General features: G+C 66.1%; 12 protein-coding genes. 7 read left to right on the forward strand and 5 right to left on the reverse strand.

Annotated elements, in window-relative coordinates:
• The first annotated feature begins 101 nt into the window (after window positions 1–101).
• From AC5P67_RS05895 to AC5P67_RS05910, 4 genes are all read left to right on the forward strand, one after another.
• Window positions 102–1,448 carry a c-type cytochrome gene (locus AC5P67_RS05895; RefSeq protein WP_088610881.1) on the forward strand — a complete coding sequence of 449 codons (1,347 nt, stop codon included), beginning with the start codon at window positions 102–104 and terminating at the stop codon, window positions 1,446–1,448.
• Window positions 1,445–2,371 (forward strand): c-type cytochrome, encoded by a 927-nt coding sequence (locus tag AC5P67_RS05900; RefSeq protein WP_088431303.1) that lies wholly within the window; start codon window positions 1,445–1,447, stop codon window positions 2,369–2,371. The genes AC5P67_RS05895 and AC5P67_RS05900 overlap by 4 nt, the downstream gene beginning before the upstream one ends.
• A gap of 120 nt (window positions 2,372–2,491) precedes the next feature.
• Window positions 2,492–4,870 (forward strand): TonB-dependent receptor domain-containing protein, encoded by a 2,379-nt coding sequence (locus AC5P67_RS05905; protein WP_279915547.1) that lies wholly within the window; start codon window positions 2,492–2,494, stop codon window positions 4,868–4,870.
• Window positions 4,871–4,878: 8 nt separating this feature from the next.
• Window positions 4,879–6,987 (forward strand): phosphocholine-specific phospholipase C, encoded by a 2,109-nt coding sequence (locus AC5P67_RS05910; RefSeq protein ID WP_495214386.1) that lies wholly within the window; start codon window positions 4,879–4,881, stop codon window positions 6,985–6,987.
• Window positions 6,988–7,095: 108 nt separating this feature from the next.
• Here AC5P67_RS05910 and AC5P67_RS05915 read toward each other — a convergent pair whose 3' ends face one another.
• The 4 genes from AC5P67_RS05915 to AC5P67_RS05930 form a co-directional block, all read right to left on the reverse strand.
• A complete protein-coding gene (locus AC5P67_RS05915; protein WP_099485098.1) occupies window positions 7,096–8,691 on the reverse strand; it encodes an alkaline phosphatase D family protein in 1,596 nt (531 codons plus the stop codon).
• Between the two features lie 10 nt (window positions 8,692–8,701).
• Window positions 8,702–11,635: a TonB-dependent receptor gene (locus AC5P67_RS05920; protein WP_099485097.1), complete on the reverse strand. Its 2,934-nt coding sequence runs from the start codon at window positions 11,633–11,635 to the stop codon at window positions 8,702–8,704.
• Between the two features lie 141 nt (window positions 11,636–11,776).
• Window positions 11,777–12,799, reverse strand: a complete 1,023-nt coding sequence (locus AC5P67_RS05925) for a FecR family protein (RefSeq protein WP_154267820.1) — start codon at window positions 12,797–12,799, stop codon at window positions 11,777–11,779.
• Window positions 12,796–13,311: an RNA polymerase sigma factor gene (locus tag AC5P67_RS05930; RefSeq protein ID WP_495214388.1), complete on the reverse strand. Its 516-nt coding sequence runs from the start codon at window positions 13,309–13,311 to the stop codon at window positions 12,796–12,798. The genes AC5P67_RS05925 and AC5P67_RS05930 overlap by 4 nt, the downstream gene beginning before the upstream one ends.
• A gap of 38 nt (window positions 13,312–13,349) precedes the next feature.
• On the opposite strand from AC5P67_RS05930, the gene AC5P67_RS05935 reads away from it, so the two are divergent.
• Window positions 13,350–13,748, forward strand: a complete 399-nt coding sequence (locus tag AC5P67_RS05935; protein ID WP_005409030.1) for a hypothetical protein — start codon at window positions 13,350–13,352, stop codon at window positions 13,746–13,748.
• 245 nt (window positions 13,749–13,993) lie between these two features.
• Entirely contained in the window at window positions 13,994–16,666 is a 2,673-nt protein-coding gene (aceE, locus tag AC5P67_RS05940; RefSeq protein ID WP_495214389.1) for a pyruvate dehydrogenase (acetyl-transferring), homodimeric type, read from the forward strand.
• Window positions 16,667–16,724: 58 nt separating this feature from the next.
• Here the strand turns inward: aceE and AC5P67_RS05945 are convergent, their stop codons facing one another.
• The gene (locus tag AC5P67_RS05945) at window positions 16,725–17,207 is read right to left on the reverse strand and encodes a hypothetical protein (RefSeq protein ID WP_005409028.1); all 483 of its coding nucleotides are present in this window, start codon (window positions 17,205–17,207) and stop codon (window positions 16,725–16,727) included.
• Window positions 17,208–17,433: 226 nt separating this feature from the next.
• Here AC5P67_RS05945 and AC5P67_RS05950 point away from each other — a divergent pair, with 226 nt between their 5' ends.
• Window positions 17,434–19,764, forward strand: coding sequence for a TonB-dependent receptor domain-containing protein (locus AC5P67_RS05950; RefSeq protein ID WP_114618633.1), 2,331 nt, complete (start codon window positions 17,434–17,436; stop codon window positions 19,762–19,764).
• Window positions 19,765–19,784 lie beyond the last annotated feature (20 nt).

A 19,784-nucleotide genomic window follows, 5' to 3' on the forward strand; every position in this document is an offset into this window, starting at 1 on the left:
ATGACAACGCAGGAACGATTCAGCTTGGTGTACAAGCTGTATCTGTTCAGTCATTGATCCGGATCAATGAACGCGCGCGCGGGATTGCCCACAGTGCCGCCATGCGCACCTCGTTCAAGCTCGCCATTGCCCTGGCCGCCACGCTGGCCGCCGCCTACGGCGTCGCCCGCACCACGCCCTACTGGTTCGCACCGCGACAGGCCGCGCAGGTCGACATCCACGATCCGGCATTGATCGCGCAGGGACAATACCTGTCGCGCGCGGCCGACTGCGCGGCCTGCCACACCGCGCCCGGCGGCAAGCCGTTCGCCGGTGGCCTCGGCATGCAGACGCCGATGGGCACGATCTACTCGACCAACATCACGCCCGATCCGGACACCGGCATTGGCGCCTACGACTACGCCGACTTCGAGCGTGCGGTACGTCGCGGCATCCGCCACGATGGGCAGCCGTTGTATCCGGCCATGCCGTACGCCTCGTACGTGATCGCCAGCGACGCCGAGATCAAGGCGCTGTACGCCTACTTCATGGGCTCGGTGCAACCGGTGAAGCAGGACAACGCCGACAGCACGATCCCGTGGCCGGCCAACATGCGCTGGCCACTGGCCTGGTGGCAGCTGCTGTTCGCACGCCCGCGCACGTTCAACCCGGATCCGTCGCTGGATGCCAGCCAGCAGCGCGGCGCCGAACTGGTGGAAGGCCTGGCCCACTGCGGTGCCTGCCACACGCCACGCGGGTTGGCGTTCCAGGAAAAGGCCATGGCCGATGATGGCAGCCGCCAGTTCCTGTCCGGCTCGGTACTGGAAGGCTGGTATGCGAAGAACCTGCGCAACGAGTCGACCGGCCTGGCCAGCTGGAGCGAGGGCGAGATCGTCGACTTCCTGCGCACCGGTCGCACCGATCGCTCGGCAGCCTTCGGCGGCATGGCCGACGTGGTCGAGCACAGCACGCAGTACCTGTCCGACGCCGACCTGCTGGCGATGGCGCGCTACCTGAAGCAGCTGCCCGCCCGCGAAGGACGCAGCGCACAGTGGTCGCCCGGTACCGACACCACCACCGCCGCACTGCGTAGCGGCGACTACCGCGTGGCCGGTTCGCTGGCCTATGCCGAGCACTGCCAGGCCTGCCACCGCGCCGACGGGCGCGGCATGCCGCGCGTCTATCCAGCCTTGGCCGGCAACTCGATCGTGTTCGCCGATGACCCCAGCTCGCTGGTGCAGGTGACCTTGATCGGCGGCCGCACGCCGCATACCCCGCATGACCGCATGGCCTTCACCATGCCCGGCTTCGAGCAGCTGCCGAATGCGCAGCTGGCACAGATCCTGACCTTCATCCGCAGCAGCTGGGGCAACCACGCCAGTGCAGTGAGCGAGGTCGACGTGGCGCGCATGCGCCGGGTGGTGCGCGACAAGCCGGTGCACTACGTTCCGCAGGAGGCCGCACGATGAAACGTTCGCGCAAACGCTCCCGCCTGCTGATCGGCAGTGCGATCACCCTCGTGCTGCTGGCCGGCGCCGGTACCCTCGCTTACCGTCATCTGTACCCGGACCTGGATGCCGCCGTGGCCAGCACGATCGATATCCTCGATGCGCAGGGCAAGGTGGTCGGCCACTACCATGCGCCCAGCGCCGAAGAAATCGCCGGGCTCGGCAATGCCGAATCGGTGATGCTCGGCCGCCGTATCCTCAACGAGACCGCACGGCTGCTGCCGGACAATGTCGGCAACGATCTGAACTGCAACTCGTGCCACATGGCTGAGGGCAAGCGGCCTTTCGGCAATCACTACTTCAATACCGGCGGCGGCGCCTATCCGCGCTACATGCCGCGTCCGGGCAAGGTGATCGGGCTGACCGAGCGCATCAACGGCTGCCTGCAGCGTTCGATGAACGGCAAGCCGCTGCCGAAGGACTCGCCGCAGATGCGTGCGATGCTCGATTACATGGCGTGGTTGAGCAGTCGTGTGCCAGAAGGTGCAAAGGTAGCCGCCCCCAGTGAGGGACCGATCGACAGCACGCTGACCCCGGACCCGGTCCGCGGCCAGGCGCTGTACGCCGTGCAGTGCGCCGCCTGCCATGGCGACAACGGCGAAGGACGGCGCGACGCCAGCGGTGACATCGCCTTCCCGCCGCTATGGGGCGACCACAGCTTCAACATCGGCGCGGGCATGGCGCGCCTGTACAAGGCCGCCGGCTTCATCAAGCACAACATGCCACCGGCGGTGACCCGCGAGCCGCCGCTTGGGCAGCAGGTGATGCCCGACCAGGATGCGGTGGACATCGCCAGCTACTTCATCAACCAGCCACGCCCGGACTTCGCCAACAAGGCCAAGGACTGGCCGCGCGACCCGAAACCCAAGGACGCGCGGTACTGACAGGCAGGCGGCCGGGGGCGTCGGCCGTCACACAACACGGTTCCTGCATCTCTACGTCATGTCGATGTCATTGGTGCTGTCGACACTCGGGGGCTTCTCTCCCCCCAAGGTCCGGTATCGATGCGAACGATTGCGCGCTTTCCCCGTGTTTCGCTGCTTGCCCTGCTGATCGCCCCCGCCCTGGACGCCCTCGCAGAAGCACCGCAGGGCGATACGGGCGAAGCGCGCAGCAGCGATGCGCGTACCCTCGACCAGGTGCAGGTGATCGGCCAGGCCACCAGCTACGCCAAGACGTCGGTGCGCGCAGAAACACTGAACAGGCAGACCGTGATGAGCAGCGTCAACGATGCGCTCAACGAAGTACCCGGCGTGGTGGTCAGCGAGGCCGACGCCACCGGCTCGTCGGTGTGGGGCACGCAGATCAGCATGCGCGGGTTCGTCACCAATCGTGATACCCAGCAGATCGGCACCACCATCGACGGCCTGCCCAACGGCGGCTCCGGCTACGGCGGCGGCTCGCTGGCCAACCGCTACATCGACACCCTCGACCTGGAGACGGTGGAAGTCAGCCAAGGCACCGCTGACATCTCCTCGCGATCGAACGAAGCACTGGGCGGCACGCTCAACTTCCTCACCAGCGATCCGCTGCAGGACAGCCGCCTGCGCTTCGTGGTCGGCGCCGGTGACAACGAGGCGCGCAAGTACTACGTGCGCTACGACACCGGCCTGCTCGGCGGCCACACCCGCGCGTGGATCAGCGCCTCCTCGTCGAAGGTGCACGACTGGATCGACGGCACCGGCCACGCCAGCAACGACCACATCGCCGGCAAGTTCATCACCGAACTGGATCGCTGGACCCTGACCGGCTACCTGTCCTACAACGATGCCGACGAGCCGGAATACACCAGCGTCTCACCGAAGGGCTTTGCCACCAATCCGGATCGCGACAACCTGGTCGGCACCCTCACCGGCATTCCGTATCTGGACCAGAACTACCGTTCCGGCTCGCGTGCACTGCGCGAGAACACCTTTGGTTACCTGCGTGCGGCCTTCGACGGCGGCAACGGGTTCAAGGCCTCGGTGGCCGCCTACGGGCACCGCATGCAAGGTCGTGGCGACTGGCTGCCACCCTACCTGGCGCAGGTCAGCGATGAGGGTGCGGGCCGCCCCGAATCGGAATATCTCGGTGGCAAGACCGTGTACGGCGGCAGCAACCGTGGCCAGATCTTCTTCGTCAATCCCGATGGCAGCGCCGCGCAGCGCCTGGCCAGCTGCACCCCGCGCCTGGGCTTCACCGCCGAGTACGATCCGAACTGCTACGCGGGCAACGTGCTGGGCGCGCAGTCCTACCGCCACACCCACTACGACAACGACCGCATGGGCGTGACCGCCGACGTCGAATGGCGGCAGACCTTCGGTGCGATCGACAACACGATCCGTGGCGGCCTGTGGGTGGAGAAGCTGGACCGTTCGGCACGCCGTGACTGGCACCGCCTGCTCAATGTCGGCCAGGACATCGCCTTCGACCACCAGCCGTACTGGGTGCAGTTCGAGGACAAGTACAAGGTTGACGAGCAGATGTACTACGTCGAGGACGTGGCCCGCTTCGGGCCGTTCAGTGCCCGCCTGGGCGTGAAGCAGTTCTTCGTCGACCAGTCGCGCCGCCGCGTGATCGGTGCCAGCGAGCACGTCAAATCCGATTCCAGGTCCGATCCGCTGCTGTCCACCGGCTTCACCTGGGCACCGGGCGTGGAAGGCATGGAGCTGTTCGCCGGCTTCTCGCAGAATTTCGCCGCCATTCCTTCAGGCGTACTTGGCGAGACCGACCCGCAGCGCTTCCGCAATGTCGAACCGGAGACCGCCGACAACATCGAAGTGGGCATGCGCATCAGCCGCTGGCCGCTGACCGCCTCGGTGACCCTGTACAACATCAAGTTCGACAACCGCATCGTCTACCTGCCGGCGGGCTTCGTCAGCGGCATCGACTACCTGGGCGAGACCGACGGCGTCTACGAGAACTTCGGTGGCGTGGAAAGCAACGGCCTGGAAGCGGCGTTCGGCTATGGGTGGGACAATGGCTGGCGGATCAACGCGGCCTACACCTACAACCGCTCCAAATACCTGGGCAGTGGCAATGCCGCACGCGATACGCAGCTCGGCATCGTCGACGGTGCCAAGGTGATCGGCCAGCCGGAGAACACCCTGGTGCTGTCGGCCGACTGGCAGGGCGCCAACTGGAACTTCGGCCTCTCCGGACGGTACCTGGGCACGCGCTACCTTGATGCCGCCAACGTCAACAAGCTGCCCTCGGCCACCGTGTTCAATGCCAACATCGGTTTCGACCTGCAGGGCCTGTCGCCGCGCCTGAAGGGCATGGGTGCCAACCTGGTGGTGAGCAACCTCACCGATAAGCGGTATCTTGCGGGGGTGGACGGCCGCGACAACGCCTTCATCGGCGCCCCGCGCACCGTCGGCATCTCCTTCCGCGTGGACCTGTGAGTGAGCCCGTGACCGATATCGGCCGACGCCGGTTGTTGCAGGCCGGCGTTGCCGCCGGCCTTGCCCCGCTGCTGCCCAGCATCGCCCGGGCCGCAGCGATCGCCCCCGCCGCGCAGACGCGCAGCCTCGAAGACCTGCAGCACATCGTGGTGTTCATGCAGGAGAACCGTTCGTTCGACCACTACTTCGGCACGCTGCCGGGCGTACGTGGTTTCGGTGACCGCTTCGTGGCCCCGGCCCCCGCGCTGCAGGCCGGTGGCCGCGCGCGCAACCTGTGGCTGCAGCCCGATGCCAGTGGCACGCGGGCGATCGCACCGTTCCCGCTGGATACCGCCGCGCACTTCGGCTACATGCGGGTGGAAGGCACGCCGCACACCTGGCCCGATGCGCAGCGCGCCTGGGACCACGGCCGCATGGGGCACTGGCCGAAGGCCAAGCAGAACCACTCCATGGGCTACTTCCAGCGCAGCGACATGCCGTTCCAGTTCGCGCTGGCCGATGCGTTCACGATCTGCGACGCCTACCACTGCGCCATGCAGGCCGGCACCAACCCGAACCGGGTGTTCCTGTGGACCGGCCACAACGATGCACAGGCCCGCGCCGGCGGCCCGGTGATCGCCAACTCGCATGACAACTTCCCCGAACACGGCGGGCATCCGGCGTCCTACCGCTGGACCAGCCATGTCGAGCGCCTGCAGAAGGCCGGCGTGTCCTGGCAGATCTACCAGGACATGGCGGACAACTTCACCGACAACCCGCTGGCCGGCTTCGAGGCGTTCCGTCGGGCGTACAGTGCTGCACCCGGGCATGACCCGCAACTGCGCGCACGCGGGGTCAGCACCCGTGGCCTGCCACAGCTACGCCAGGACGTACTGGCCGGGCGCCTGCCGCAGGTCAGCTTCATCATCGCCGACGCGGCCGGCAGCGAGCACCCCGGACCCTCCAGTCCGGCGCAGGGCGCGGCCTATACCGCGCGCGTGCTGGATGCGCTGACTGCCGATCCGGAAGTCTGGAGCCGCACCGCCCTGCTGCTGATGTTCGATGAGAACGACGGCTTCTTCGACCACATGCCGCCACCGGCACCGCCTTCGCCGGTGGATGGCGGCTGGGCGGGTGCGTCCTCGGTCAGTACCGAGGGCGAATACCACCGCAATCCCGCACCGGGCGACGAGAAGTACGATGCCGCCGAACTGCGCGGCCGCCCGTATGGACTGGGCCCGCGCGTGCCGCTGTATGTGATCTCGCCGTGGAGTCGGGGTGGCTGGGTCGACTCGCAGGTCTACGACCACACCTCGGTCATTCGACTGATCGAACGCCGCTTCGGTGTGGCGGCACCGGACATCTCGCCGTGGCGCCGCGCGGTCTGCGGCGACCTCAGCAACGCCTTCGACTTCGCCCAGCGCGATACCCGCCCGTTCGTACGCGGCCTGCCCGACGTGAGCGCGGTGGCCGCACGCGCCGCTGCGTTGCCAGGGCGAACCGTGCCGGCGCTGCCGGAGGGGCTGAAACCAGCGAAGCAGGAAGTCGGCATACGCCCGGCGCGCGCCCTGCCCTATCGGCCGCAGGCATCGATGGCTGCGGTGGACGCTTCGGGCGTGGATCTGGCGCTATCCTGCGAAGGCGCGGCGGCAGTGCTGCATGTCTACGACCGGCTGCGGCTGGATGCGGTGCCGCGCCGCTACACGCTGCTCCCGGGCATGGCGCTGCGCGAGCGCTGGCCGCTTGATGCCCAGGGCCGCTATGACCTGTGGCTGCTGGGCCCGAACGGCTTCCACCGCCACTTCCAGGGGGCGGCCAAGGATCCTGCGCTGCAGGCTTCAATTGATCGCACGGATGGCCAACTGAGGCTGCGGCTGCGCAACCTGGGTGACGGCGCGCAGCAGGTGCGTGTGCAGCCTGGTGCCTATGCCGGGCACATGCCCGATCAGGCGCTGGTACTACCCGCACACGCAGAAACCGCGTTGGCGTGGGACGCAACGCCCACGGCGGGCTGGTATGACCTGCAGATCGGCGCGGGCGAGAGCATGCTGCGCCTGGCCGGTCGCGCCGAGGATGGGCGCCCCGGCACGAGTGACCCGGCGATGGGCAGCGAACCACTGCGGTTCGAGCAGGATTGAGGAATCCCTGCAGAGCCGAGCCCACGCTCGGCTGCTTCTCGTCCGGGTCGCATTGCCCCGAGAAAGCAGCCGAGCGTGGGCTCGGCTCTACAGCGCAGACCGGTAGATTCAGGCCTCCTGCAGCCCCGGCCGGCCGTGCTCCACCGCATAGCGCTTCCAGCTCTGCACCGCGCCATTCGGCTGCATCACGGTATCCAGCGTCTTCATGTCGCCGATCCACGCATCGCGGGTGACATCGCACAGCACGTAGCCACGCTTGTCGGTGGTCGCCTTCAGATAGGGGCTGTGCGCAAGCTGGTTCCTGGCATACGCGTCCACACCCTGGCCATCGGCGCCGGAGGTGATCGACGTGGCGAGGAACTCGCTGGAGACCACGCCCGAGTCACGGTGGTCCTGCACCAGATCGCTGGCATAGTGGCGATGCGCGTCGCCGCAGGCGGTCACCACGTTGCCGAAGCCCACCTTCTGGATGTGGTCGAGCAGGCGCCGGCGGCTGTCCAGATAGCCCGACCACTGGTCGTCGGACGACTGCACCACCCCATCCTTCTCGCGCATGTAGTTGCCCAGCGCCACCTGGTGGGCGATGGTGTGCCAGCGCGGTGCGGCATCGGCCAGGCCGTCGAACAGCCAGCGCTCCTGCTTCGCCCCCACGATGCTGCGCTCCGGCGATTCCACCTCCTCACGCAGCGCCATGTTCACCTGCTTGCTGCGGTACTGGCGGGTGTCGAGCAGGTGCAGGTCCATCAGCGTGCCGTAGCGTGCACGTCGGTACATCTGCATGTGGCCATCGCGCGGGAATGCCGAACGGCGCAACGGCATGTTCTCGTAGTAGGCCTGGAACGCCTGTGCGCGGCGCAGCAGGAATACTTCGCTGGGCGTGTCATCCTGGTCTTCGGCGCCGGCCCAGTTGTTGTCCACTTCGTGGTCGTCAAAGGTGACGAACCACGGTGCCGCCGCATGCGCGGCCTGCAGGTCCGTATCGCTCTTGTACTGGGCGTAGCGGCGGCGGTAATCATCCAGCGTGTAGATCTGCGGGCCGACGTGGTTGCGCAGGTTGGTGAACGGCTGGCCGTTCATCTTCCGCAGGCCCGGCTGACTTTCGCCTTCGTAGATGTAGTCACCATAGTGGAAGACGAAATCGAGCGGTTCCTCGGCAATGCGCCGCCACGCGGTGTAGTGGCCTTCTTCGTAGTGCTGGCAACCGGCCACCGCAAAGCGCACGCGATCCACCGCGGCCGTGGCTGCGGGCAGCGTGCGGGTGCAACCAACCGCACTGGCGTGGCCACCGACGCTGAAGCGGTACCAGTAGGGCCGTCCGGGCGCCAACCCGTCCAGCTCCACGTGCACGGCGTGGCCGAGTTCGGGATGCGCCATCGCCGTCCCCTGGCGTACCACCCTGCGCATGCCTTCGTCTGCGGCCAGTTGCCACTCGACCAGCATCGGCCGGGTCGGCATGCCGCCGCCGAACACCAGCGGTTCGGTCGCCAGGCGCGTCCACAGCACCATGCCATCGGCCGAGGGATCACCCGAGGCCACGCCCAGGGTGAAGGGTGTGCTGGCAAAGCGCGGCTTGGCCAGCAGGTTGCGCGGGTTCAGCGCGGTGGCATCGCCCTGCGCGGCCAGCGCGTGTGCCGTGCCCATCCAGGCACCGGCAGCGGACAGGCCGGCCAGGGCCAGGAATCGCCTGCGATTGATCGTCTCCACGGCTGTGCCCTCAGTTGTAGATGATGTGGAAGTAGAAGAAGCGGCCATAGTCGTCGATCTCGGTACGGAAGCGCCCGTTCGGGCCGGTGCTGTAGGTCGGCTGGGTGTTGAACAGGTTCTTGGCCTCGTACTTCAGCGTCACGTGCTTGCTGACCTTGTGGCTGAAGCCCATGTTGAAGGTCATGTACGGGTCGTAGTACGAATCCAGCCACTGGGTGTCGCCGAAGTCGACCAGCATCCGGCTGCGGTAGGTGCCGGACAGGCGCAGTTGCGCGCTCTTCCACGGCATGCGCCAGATCACCGAACCGTTGAGCGACCAGTCCGGCTGGTACAGCAGCCGGTCCAGGCGGCGCTCGGTGCCATCACTGATGCGGTAGTTGGTCTGGCCTTCCAGCCGCGTGGCGTTGAAGTACATGTCGAAGCGCTGGCGGCCCCACTGCAGGTTGCGGTTGGCCACCGCGAACTCGACACCGCGCAGCTTGGACTCATCGGTGTTCATCGGCTGGGTCACCCGGTAGCGGGTATCACCCACGTCCTCGAAGGTGGTCAGGGTGTAGATGTCGTCCTTGATCACCTTGTCGAACAGCGCCACCGAGACCAGGCCGTTGTTGCCGTTGAAATACAGGTCCCACGCCAGGTCGATGTTGGTGGAACGGCGCGGCTGCAGGTCGGCATTGCCCTGCTTGATGCTGCAGAAGCCCCTGCCCTCCTCGTCATCGCCACAGTTGGTGCTGGTGGCCTGGGCGATGTTGCTCGGCGTCGGCCGGCCCAGCGTGCGGCTGGCGGAGAAGCGCAGGCGCTGGTCCTCGGTGAGCTTGAAGGTTGCGTTCAACGAGGGCAGCAGATTGTTGTAGCCACCGCTCGTGTTGCGGAACGCAGAGGTATAGGTAGTGCCGCCATCATCGCTGAACGGACTGTAGGCATCGAAGCGGGTGTGGTCGTAGCGCAGGCCGCCGATCAGCAGCAGCCGGTCCCAGGCGTAGTGCGCGGACACATAGGCATTGGTGATGTCCTCCACGTACTTGTAGTCACTGGTGAAGTTGGCATTCGGATACGCCGCATTGTTGTTGCCCAGTTTCGGCAGCAGTTGCTCGTTCCACTTGCGGTTGTCGATCAGCGGGAAGCCCGGCACGCTGCCCAGCAGCGTCGAACCCGGATACAGGTAGTCGTTGAGCGTGGCACTGCTCTTGAAATAGTCGAAGTCGATGTCCTGCCAGATCTTCAGGTGGCGGTACTCGGCGCCGGCGGCCAGGCCGAAACCTCTCGCATCGGCGTCGATGTTGTAGCTGAAGTCGGCGCGCAGGTTGTCGATGCTCTCCTTGGCATCGCGCGGGGAGACGTAGGCCTGCGCCGGATTGAGCTTGAATGCGGAACTGGTCAGCAGGCTGGAATCGGAAACGGCCACCGCGTTGGGGAATCCGTGGCTGTCGTTCTCGTAGTCGACGAACAGGTTGCTCGGGTAGGCGCGTACCCCCCAGTAGACCTGGCTGTTGTGGAAGGTCTCTTCGGTATGGCCACCGCGCAGGGTCAGCCGCGAACGGTCACCCATGTCCCAGTTGAAGCTGGCGATGGCGCCACGGTTGCTGCGGTCCCAGCGGTCGTGGCGGTTCTTGATGTAGATGCTGTTGATCTGGGTGGTGCCGCTGTCTTCGGTCTGGTTGCGGACCGGAAACTTGGCGTTGCCGTACAGATCCGTCTTGTTCATCGTCGAGTTCTCGTAGAACCGGTACGAATACACCAGCAGCGATGCGTAGAACGGATCATCCGACGGCTTCCACTCAAGCTTGGCGGAGCCACCGAAGTTGGTGATGAAGTTGGTATAGGTGCCAGTGCTGAAGTTGCCAGGCGCACGCAGCCCGTTCCAGCCCTTGGCCTCGTCCGGACCCGTGGTACCGTCGGTGAGGTATTTGCCAGCGTCGTTGTAGTAGTAGTTCGACTCCACCCAGCGCTTGACGCTGTTGCGCGAACGCTGCTCGTAGCGTGCCACCGCAACGATGCCGAACTCCTGGTCGACACCAAACTGGTTGGAGAACACCATCTTGGCGCTCTTGCCGAAGTGACCCAGGGTCTCGTGGTTGCCGCCTGCGCTGCGCTCGACGTTGGTCTCGGCGGTGGAGTAGATGCCTGCCACATCGGCAAACACGTACTTGCCTGACCGGTCGAAGGCACTGCGGCTGATGATGTCGATCACGCCGCCGATCGCATCCGGTGCCTGCTCGGCACTGAAGCTCTTGTAGATGTCGGTACGGGTGCCGATGTCGCTGGGAATCAGCTGCAGGTTGTTCATGCGCTCGCCGGAGCCACTGCCCCCCACGCTGGCAATCGCGATGCCATCGATGGTGGTGTAGTTGAGGTTGGCCTGCACGCCGCGCACGGTCACGTAACGTGGCTCGCCGGCATCCTCCACCGCACTCAGCCCTGGAGCGGCCATCAGGCTCTCGGCCAGGGTCTCGTCGCCGTAGCTGTCCATCTCGTCATACACCACCGAATCCTTGATCACCGGCGACGACTTCTTCTGGTCGATGACCTCATGTGCGGCAATCACCTTCACCGTGTCCAGGGTCGGCGCCACCATTGCCTCGGCCTCGCGCGGCTTCGGCGCGGCCGGCTTCGGTTGGTTGCGAGCTGGCGCCGGATCGATGGCGATGACATTGCCATCCACCACGGTGTACCCCAGGCCGGTACCGGCCAGCAGCGCGTCCAGCGCCTGCCTGACGGTGGCACCGCGCGGCACCGCACCGGCCATGCGGGCATCACCGCCGGCCGAGTACAGGAACTGCACCCCGGAACCGCGCGACAGCTGCTCCAGCGCACGCGCCAACGGCTGCGCCGCGATCGGCGTGGATACACGCGCCTCCAGGCCATCGGCACCGGCGGCGAAGGCCAGCGGCACGCTGCAGGGGGACAGGGCGAGGATGATCGACAGGTAGAGCGTGTTGCGCATCACGGGTCCTTGGAAGAGAGAAGGCAGCAGGCGCCGCTGCGCGGATCGGCAGCGGCTTCTCCCAAGTAAGAGCCGGCATCCACCGAAGTGGAGAACGCGGATTCGATGAATTTTTTCTGACAGTCCACGACCGCACGGGCCTCAGCGGCTGCCAACCCGCACGGTGTCGCCTTCGCGCCTCACCACGAAGCGCGGGTCGCGTTCGAGGAAGGCCTGCAGCGCACCGATGCGATGCGCATCGAGGCTGCCGGACAACCGTGCCGATGCCGCACCTTCGTCCAGCACGCGTACCTGCACCTGGTTGTGCCGGTTGAAGGCAGCGGCCACCTCGTCAAGCCGCTCGTCGAGGAAGGACACTTTGCGCTGCTGCCAGTCCAGCAGCATCGACAATGGCAGGTCCAATGACTCGACCGCATGGCTGCGCGCGTCGACCTGCACCACCCGGCCTTCGCGCAGTTGCGCAAGACGCCGGGGGTCCACACCCTGGCTCCATACCTCCACCTCGCCGGAGACCACGCCGATGCGCGTGCTCTGCAGCCGTCGCGATACATCGAACACCGTGCCGATGTCGCGGATCTCCAGGCCGTTCACCGCCACCTCGAACGGACGGCGGTCGCGGGCGATGTCGAACGTTGCCTCACCCTGCAGCAGCTCCACCTTGCGGCTGAACCAGCCCATGCGTACCCGCAGGCGGCTGTCCGCGTTGAGCCGCACCTGGGTCTGGTCGGGCAGCACCAGGTCGCGAAGTTCACCCTGTCCGGCACTGTAAAGCTGCTCGGTGGGCATCACCTGCGGAACCAGGCCCACGCCGAGCAGGGTGATACAGGCTGCGGCCGCCGCCACCCACCAGCGCGCACGACCGCGACGCGGCACAGCGCGCGGCGGCGCGTGCACGCTACCGAACAGCGGCACCACCTTGGCGGCGACCTGCCGCGGTGGAACCGCCGCGTCGTCAGGCAACGGCGATTGCAGCGCCTCGCCCACCTGCCGGTGCAAGGCAAGGGCGTGCATGTAGGCGCGCACGTGCTCCGGCGAGCGCTTCATCCAGTCCAGGAACGCGAGGCGCCCGGCCTCATCCAGCGCCCCCTCGCGATTGCGCAGGAACCAGTCCATGGCCTCGCAGGCGATCGTGTCGTCGGCCGCGGGCGATGAGGTCCGGTTCATGTGAGCTCCCTGGCGCCCAGCGCCTTCCTGCAGGCCTCCAGCCCCTTGCCGATGTGCTTTCGCACCATGTGCACCGACACCTGCAGCTGCTGGCTGATTCGCGGGCAGTCCAGCCCGTCGCGGTAGTGCAGTTCCATCACCCGCCGCGTGGTCGCCGGCAGTCGTGCGATGGTGCTGCGGATATCGTTCCAGCGCTGCGCACGCTCGAATTCACCTTCGATGTCTTCTTCGCTTTTCAGCACTTCGGCCAGCAGGTCGACGTCTTCCAGCGGCGGCAGCGACCACCGCGCGCGCGCATGCTCGCGCGCCAGGTTGGCCGCCACGGTGAACAGGTAGGCTTCCGGGTTCTCGACCGCATCGGCATCCTCGCCGGTGCTGCGCAGCAGGCGCAGGTAGACCTCCTGCGCCAGGTCTTCGGCATCCTCGCTGGCCGAACCGCGACGCAGGAAGAAGCCACGCAGCAGCCGGCGCCGCAGCGCGTAGCTCTTCTCCCAGATCCTCACGCTGTTCACGGCCGGCCAACCACCCCGAGGCTGGAAAGCCACGCAGGGTGACCGCCATCGATGACAGTGGCGTTTCAACGACCGGCAGGCAGCCGCTAGAATGCGGCCCCTGCAATGTCCCGGCAGCCCGCACAAGGAGTGCTCCCATCAACGCACGCACCGCCATCAACACCTTCAGCAGCCTGCTGTTCCTGCTGCTGGTCGCCCACACCACCGCCTACCAGCAGCAGATGTGGCCGCCCAGCCGGGTCATCCATGTGCATCCGGTGATCGTCGTCCTCGCCTATGCGCTGGGTGTGCTCACGCTGCTGTTGTGGATCGGCGGTCGTCGTGCACCGGAACCCGCCCAACGCCTGGCGCGCTGGTTGCCCATCGTCGCCTGGTGCCTGCTGGGCGTCGGCGTGGCGATCATCCCGGTGTTCCTGCCGGGGCTGTCCCCGGCCTGATCAGCGGCCGCGCCCAGCGCATCGGCCCATGATACGGCGCGCGGCACCAACCCTTGCTTGCCAGAGACCCAAGCCCTGCACGCCTACCGAAGCGTGGGGGGCAGGCCTACGCTTGTCTTCTCGGTGGCCGCCACGGTCGCCCTTCGCGTCACGGCGCCCGCCGTTGCGACCCCGCTCCAGTGCTGTGCGCCCTGCCGGTGTTGTCGCCCAGGCAGACGTCCGACCGGCGCCCTCTGGAGACAGCCATGAACCAAGCCCTCATTCCCTTCGATACCGATCCACTGGAAACCCAGGAGTGGCGTGAATCGCTGGAGGCGGTGATGCAGGCCGGCGGCCGGCCGCGCGCGCACTACCTGATCGACCAGCTGAGCGATCTGGACGCCCGGCAGCACGGCGACCTGCATACCCGTGCCTGGACCGCCTACGTCAACACCATCCCGCCCGAGCGCCAGCCGGCCTACCCGGGTGACCTGGCCATCGAGCGCCGCCTGAACGCGATGATCCGCTGGAACGCGATGGTGATGGTGCTGCGTGCCGGCAAGCACTCCAACGTCGGCGGCCACATCGCCACCTACCAGTCGGCGGCTGTGCTGTACGACGTGGGCTTCGATCATTTCTTCCGTGGCCGTACTGACACCTTCGACGGCGACATGATCTACATCCAGGGCCACTCCGCGCCGGGGATCTACGGCCGCGCGTACGTGGAAGGCCGCATCGATCCAGCGCGCATGGACAACTTCCGCCGCGAAGCCGGTCGCGAAGGCCTGTCCTCGTATCCGCACCCGCGCCTGATGCCGGAGTTCTGGCAGTTCCCCACCGTGTCGATGGGGCTGGGCCCGCTGACCGCCGCCTACCAGGCGCGCTACATGCGCTACCTGGAATACCGCGGCCTGAAAGAACACCAGGGCCGCAAGGTCTGGGCCTTCCTCGGCGACGGCGAGATGGACCAGCCCGAATCGCTGGCGGCAATTTCCCTGGCCGGCCGCGAGCGGCTGGACAACATCGTGTTCGTGGTCAACTGCAACCTGCAGCGCTTGGACGGTCCGGTACGCGGCAACGCCAAGGTCATCCAGGAACTGGAATGCACCTTCCGCGCGGCCGGCTGGAACGTGATCAAGCTGATCTGGGGCAGTGGCTGGGACGACCTGCTGGCCCGCGACCACAGCGGCCTGCTGCGCCAGCGCATGATGGAATGTGTGGACGGCGACTACCAGACCTTCAAGTCGCAGAGCGGCGCCTACGTGCGCGAGCATTTCTTCGGCCGCTACCCCGAGCTGCTGGAGCTGGTCGCGCACATGAGCGACGACGACATCTGGGCGCTGGCACGTGGTGGCCACGATCCGCAGAAGGTGTATGCCGCCTACCAGCAGGCGGTGAAAACCAGCGGCCGGCCGACGGTGATCCTGGCCAAGACGGTCAAGGGTTTCGGCATGGGCGAAGCGGGCGAAGGCCAGAACATCAACCACCAGCTGAAGAAGATGAGCGCCGATGCGGTGCGCGCTTTCCGCGACCGCTTCAACCTGCCGGTCAGCGACGACCAGCTGGAGGAGATGCCCTATCTGCGCCCGGAACCGGGCAGCGCCGAAGCGGCCTACTTCGCCGAGCGCCGCCGCATCCAGGGCGGGCAGCTGCCGGCGCGCCTGGCCAAGGTCGATCCGCTGCCGCTGCCGCCGCTGTCGATCTTCAACACCCAGCTGCAGGGCAGCGGCGATCGCGGTCAGTCCACCACCATGGGCTTCGTGCGCATCCTCACCAGCCTGCTGAAGGACCCGGAGCTGGGCAAGCTGGTCATTCCGATCGTGCCCGATGAATCGCGCACCTTCGGCATGGAAGGCCTGTTCCGCCAGATCGGCATCCACTCCTACCTGGGCCAGCTGTACACCCCGCAGGACGCCGGCCAGCTGAGCTATTACAAGGAAGCCAAGGACGGCCAGATCCTGCAGGAAGGCATCAATGAATCCGGTGCGATCTGTTCGTGGATCGCCGCCGGTACCGCCTACAGCAACCACGGCCTGGCCACGATCCCGTTCTACATCTTCTATTCGATGTTCGGCCTGCAGCGCGTCGGAGACCTGGCCTGGGCCGCTGCCGATGCGCGTACCCGCGGTTTCCTGCTCGGTGCCACGTCGGGCCGCACCACGCTGATGGGCGAAGGCCTGCAGCACGATGACGGCCACAGCCACGTGCTGTCGTCGGTGATTCCCAGCTGCGTGTCCTACGACCCGACCTACAACTACGAGCTGGCGGTGATCATCCATGACGGCCTGCGCCGCATGTATGTCGACCAGGAAGACATCTACTACTACATCACCGTACTCAACGAGAACTACCCGCAGCCGGCACTGCCCGAAGGCGCCGAGGCCGGCATCCTGAAGGGCCTCTACCTGCTGCGTCCGGCAGCCGCCGATGCCGCCTCGCAGCCACGCGTGCAGCTGATGGGCGCAGGCTCGATCCTGCGCGAGGTGGAAGCTGCGGCAGAACTGCTGCAGCAGGACTTCGGCATCGCCAGCGATGTGTGGAGCGCGACCAGCCTGACCGAACTGCGCCGCGATGGCCTGGCCGCCGAACGCTGGAACCTGCTGCACCCGGCTGAGGAACCGCGCGTACCCTACGTGCAGGAGTGCCTGCAGGGCCATGATGGCCCGGTGGTGGTGGCCACCGACTACATGAAGATCGTCGGCGACCAGATCCGTCCCTTCATCAACGACCGCCGCTTCATCGCACTCGGTACCGATGGCTTCGGCCGTTCCGACACGCGTGAGTCGCTGCGCACGTTCTTCGAAGTGGATCGCCACTTCATCGTGCTGGCCGCCCTGAAGTCGCTGGCCGACGAAGGCCGCATCGAGCGCGTGCGGATGCAGGAGGCCATCGACAAGTACGGCATCGACACCGGCAAGCGCGACCCGGCCTCGGTGTAAGGCTGCCGGTGCCATGCCCGCGGATTCCCTCCCCGTGGGCATGGCGCAGGCGGCGCCGCTACGGTATCCGCTTGAACAGGTTGGTCTGCAGGATCGGCGTGCCGTCGTGGCCGTAGAACGCCTTGGTCTCGGTCATCGTCGTACGGTCCGCCGCCACGGTATAGATGCGGGTGGAGGCCGGCGTGCCATGGTCCACCAGCTGCATCACCAGGGTATTCGGCGCCGGCAGTTTCAGGTTGGCCTTGTCCGCGCCGTAGGTGCCGGACAAGGGCCCGGGCGTACCGTCCAGCGCCAACGTGCCGTCGGATTTCATCGTCTTGCCGTCGTGCAGGACGATGTCAACGTGTGAACTCCACCGCCCCGCACCGGCGTCCTTGAACTCCAGCACCACCTGCTTCGGGCGCTGTGCTTCGGGTAACGCAGACGTGGCGATATCCAGCGACCAGCGCCCCAGCAACGGTGAGGGCCAAGCTTCCACCGCCAGCGCCGGAACGGCGGAGAGCGAAAGCGCAGACAACAACACAGCGGACAACAGCTTCATACGGGGCTCCGTTTGAATGAGGAAGCTCTGCGTGGGGCGTTGCGGGGCAGTGCCCAGATCGTGCCGGTCGCCAGCAGCACGCGCAAGGCGGTGCGCTGAACGAGGGAGACTCCGTCCCATCCCGAGAGGCCAAAGCACCCTGCCCCATTGAATCGAGGCGGTTTCCGCTCTTGTTGACCTGAACGGTTACGTTATAACATTTCACGTCAATTTCACGGACCGTGCCATGCGTCGCCATCTCCTTGCTACCGCCCTTCTGTTCGCCGTCCACAGCGCCCAGGCCGCGGACGAACCCACTCTCCCCACCCTCCAGGTCCAGGCCAGCCAGCCCTCCCGTATCGACAGCCGGGTCACCGTCGACAACCCACAGGCGCAGAACCGCACCCTGGGCGGCCTGCTCGAACACGTCTCCGGCGTGCAGAACAGTGCTTTCGGGCCGAACGCGGGGGCCCCGGTCATCCGCAGCCTCAGCGGCAACCGCGTGCAGATCCTGCAGGACGGCCAGTCCATCCTCGGGATGAACGCGATCAGCGGCGACATCAACATCCCGTTCGATCCGCTGTTCGTACGCAGCGTCACCGTCAACAAGTCTTCCGACACCGTGCGCTACGGCGGCAATGCGATCGGCGGCAGCGTGGAGATCGATTCGGGCCTGATCTCGCGCAGCATGGAAGACAAGGACCAGTCGATGGAACTGGTCCTGCGCAAGGGCTTCAACGCCGCCGACGCGCAGGGCTTCCGCATGAACTTCAACAACCAGCGCAACTTCTCGACCAACCTGCAGGTCTCGCGTCAGCGCATCTCGCACTACGACATCCCCGGCAACAGCAAGGCCAGTGTCTGCAACACGCGCCTGTTCCCGCCGACCGGTGGCGTGAACTCTGCGCTGGCCGACAGCTGCCAGAAGGAAGCGCGCGTCCAGCAGATCTACAACAAGGCGTCGCAGCCCTACATCGACCAGTTCATGACCGAAAACCCGGACTGGGCCGACGGCGATTTCTCCTTCTACACCAACAATCCGACTTCGGTCTGGCAGCGCCGCACCTACATCAATCCGGTCAACCCGGCCTACGTACCCGGCACGCCTTCGTACGTGCAGAAGCAGATCAACAACGACGTGACGCCCGATTACCATCACCGGTTGGGCAACAGCTACGCGAGAAATTCGCAGGTGGCGCTCGGGTCGACCCTGTTTTTCGACCGTGGTTACGTGGGTATCAGCATCGATGCCAAGGACAGCGAGTACGGCGTGCCGGGGTTCTCGATGCAGAACCTGTCGTTCGGTTCCAACTATGCCAACGGGCTGCCGGTAGGGGTGGTGATCAAGCAGGAACGCTATGCACTGGAAGCCCTGCTGCGCGATCCGCTGCCGTGGTTCGAGCGCGCCGAACTGCGCGTTTCCAAGCTGGACAACACCTCGGGCGAGCGGCTGGGTGCCACCCGCGCCAACGACTACGATTTCGAGAGCACCCAGGCCGAGCTGCTGCTCAGCCATCAGCGCGTAGGTCCGCTCAGCGGCATGCTGGGTTTCAGCCACCAGTCGCGTGATGTCACCGGCAGTGGCTCGCTGCGCTACCTGCCTGACGTCGACACCCGCAGCAACGCGGTGTTCCTGAAGGAGACGCTGGACTTCGGCTGGGCCAGTTTCGACGCTGGCGTGCGCCACGAGCGCGTTGACCATGACCTGCAACCAAGCCGCTTCAAGACCGCGCGCAATGCCGCCAACACGAAACTGCAGGACCGCGACTACCGGCTCAACAGCTACAGCCTGGGATCGTATGTCGAGCTCGGTCCGTTGTTCGCCGCCAAGGTGCGCTACTCGTCCTCCCAGCGCGCACCGGAGATCAACGAGTTGTATGCGAGCAATGCCCACTATTCGGTGATGACCCAGGAAGAAGGCAACCAGAACCTCGAGCCGGAACGCGCGAAGAACCTGGAACTGACCGGCCTGTTCCACCTTGGTGGTTTCGAACTGTCGGCCACCGCGTACCGGATGAAGTACGAGAACTATCTGTACCTGGGTTACTCGGGCGTGCAGACCGCCAACCGCCTGCCGCTGAAGTACTGGAAGCAGACCGACACCACGGTGAAGGGCTTCGAGATCGATGCCTCGCAGGCATTGGACCTGGGCCGCTACGGCACGTTGAACGTGTCCGCCTTCGCCGACGTGGTGAAGAACAAGGCCGATCACCCGGATTCGTTGCGTGCCCACAATGACGGCGAGTACCTGCCGAACATGCCGACCAACCGCTACGGCGCCACCCTGCAGTGGCAGCGCGAGGGCTGGAAGGCGCGGCTGTCCAGCACCTACTACGACACGCAGAAGTACCTCGGCCGCAACGTGAGCGAGGAAGTGCCGCTGGATGCGTTCAACCTGGTCGACCTGCAGGTCAGCCGTGAGCTGCCGGTACGCAACAGCTACATCGCCGGCATGGAGGTGTTCGTCAACGGCAGCAACCTGCTCAATCAAGAAGCACGGCCGCACAACTCGCCGCTGAAGTACATCGCGCCGCTGCCCGGGCGCGGTTTCCAGGTGGGCGTGACGGTGAAGCTCTGACGATCGAACGCGTCGGTACG

It is taken from the genome of Stenotrophomonas sp. YJH_SMC_21 (genome assembly GCF_059369555.1).

Excerpts from the sequence above, each read along its gene's own strand:
- AC5P67_RS05895 (WP_088610881.1), top strand. The coding sequence starts at position 102 with ATGCGCACCTCGTTCAAGCTCGCCATTGCCCTGGCCGCCACGCTGGCC.
- AC5P67_RS05900 (WP_088431303.1), top strand. The coding sequence starts at position 1,445 with ATGAAACGTTCGCGCAAACGCTCCCGCCTGCTGATCGGCAGTGCGATC.
- AC5P67_RS05905 (WP_279915547.1), top strand. The coding sequence starts at position 2,492 with ATGCGAACGATTGCGCGCTTTCCCCGTGTTTCGCTGCTTGCCCTGCTG.
- AC5P67_RS05920 (WP_099485097.1), bottom strand. The coding sequence starts at position 11,635 with ATGCGCAACACGCTCTACCTGTCGATCATCCTCGCCCTGTCCCCCTGC.
- AC5P67_RS05925 (WP_154267820.1), bottom strand. The coding sequence starts at position 12,799 with ATGAACCGGACCTCATCGCCCGCGGCCGACGACACGATCGCCTGCGAG.
- aceE (WP_495214389.1), top strand. The coding sequence starts at position 13,994 with ATGAACCAAGCCCTCATTCCCTTCGATACCGATCCACTGGAAACCCAG.
- AC5P67_RS05945 (WP_005409028.1), bottom strand. The coding sequence starts at position 17,207 with ATGAAGCTGTTGTCCGCTGTGTTGTTGTCTGCGCTTTCGCTCTCCGCC.
- AC5P67_RS05950 (WP_114618633.1), top strand. The coding sequence starts at position 17,434 with ATGCGTCGCCATCTCCTTGCTACCGCCCTTCTGTTCGCCGTCCACAGC.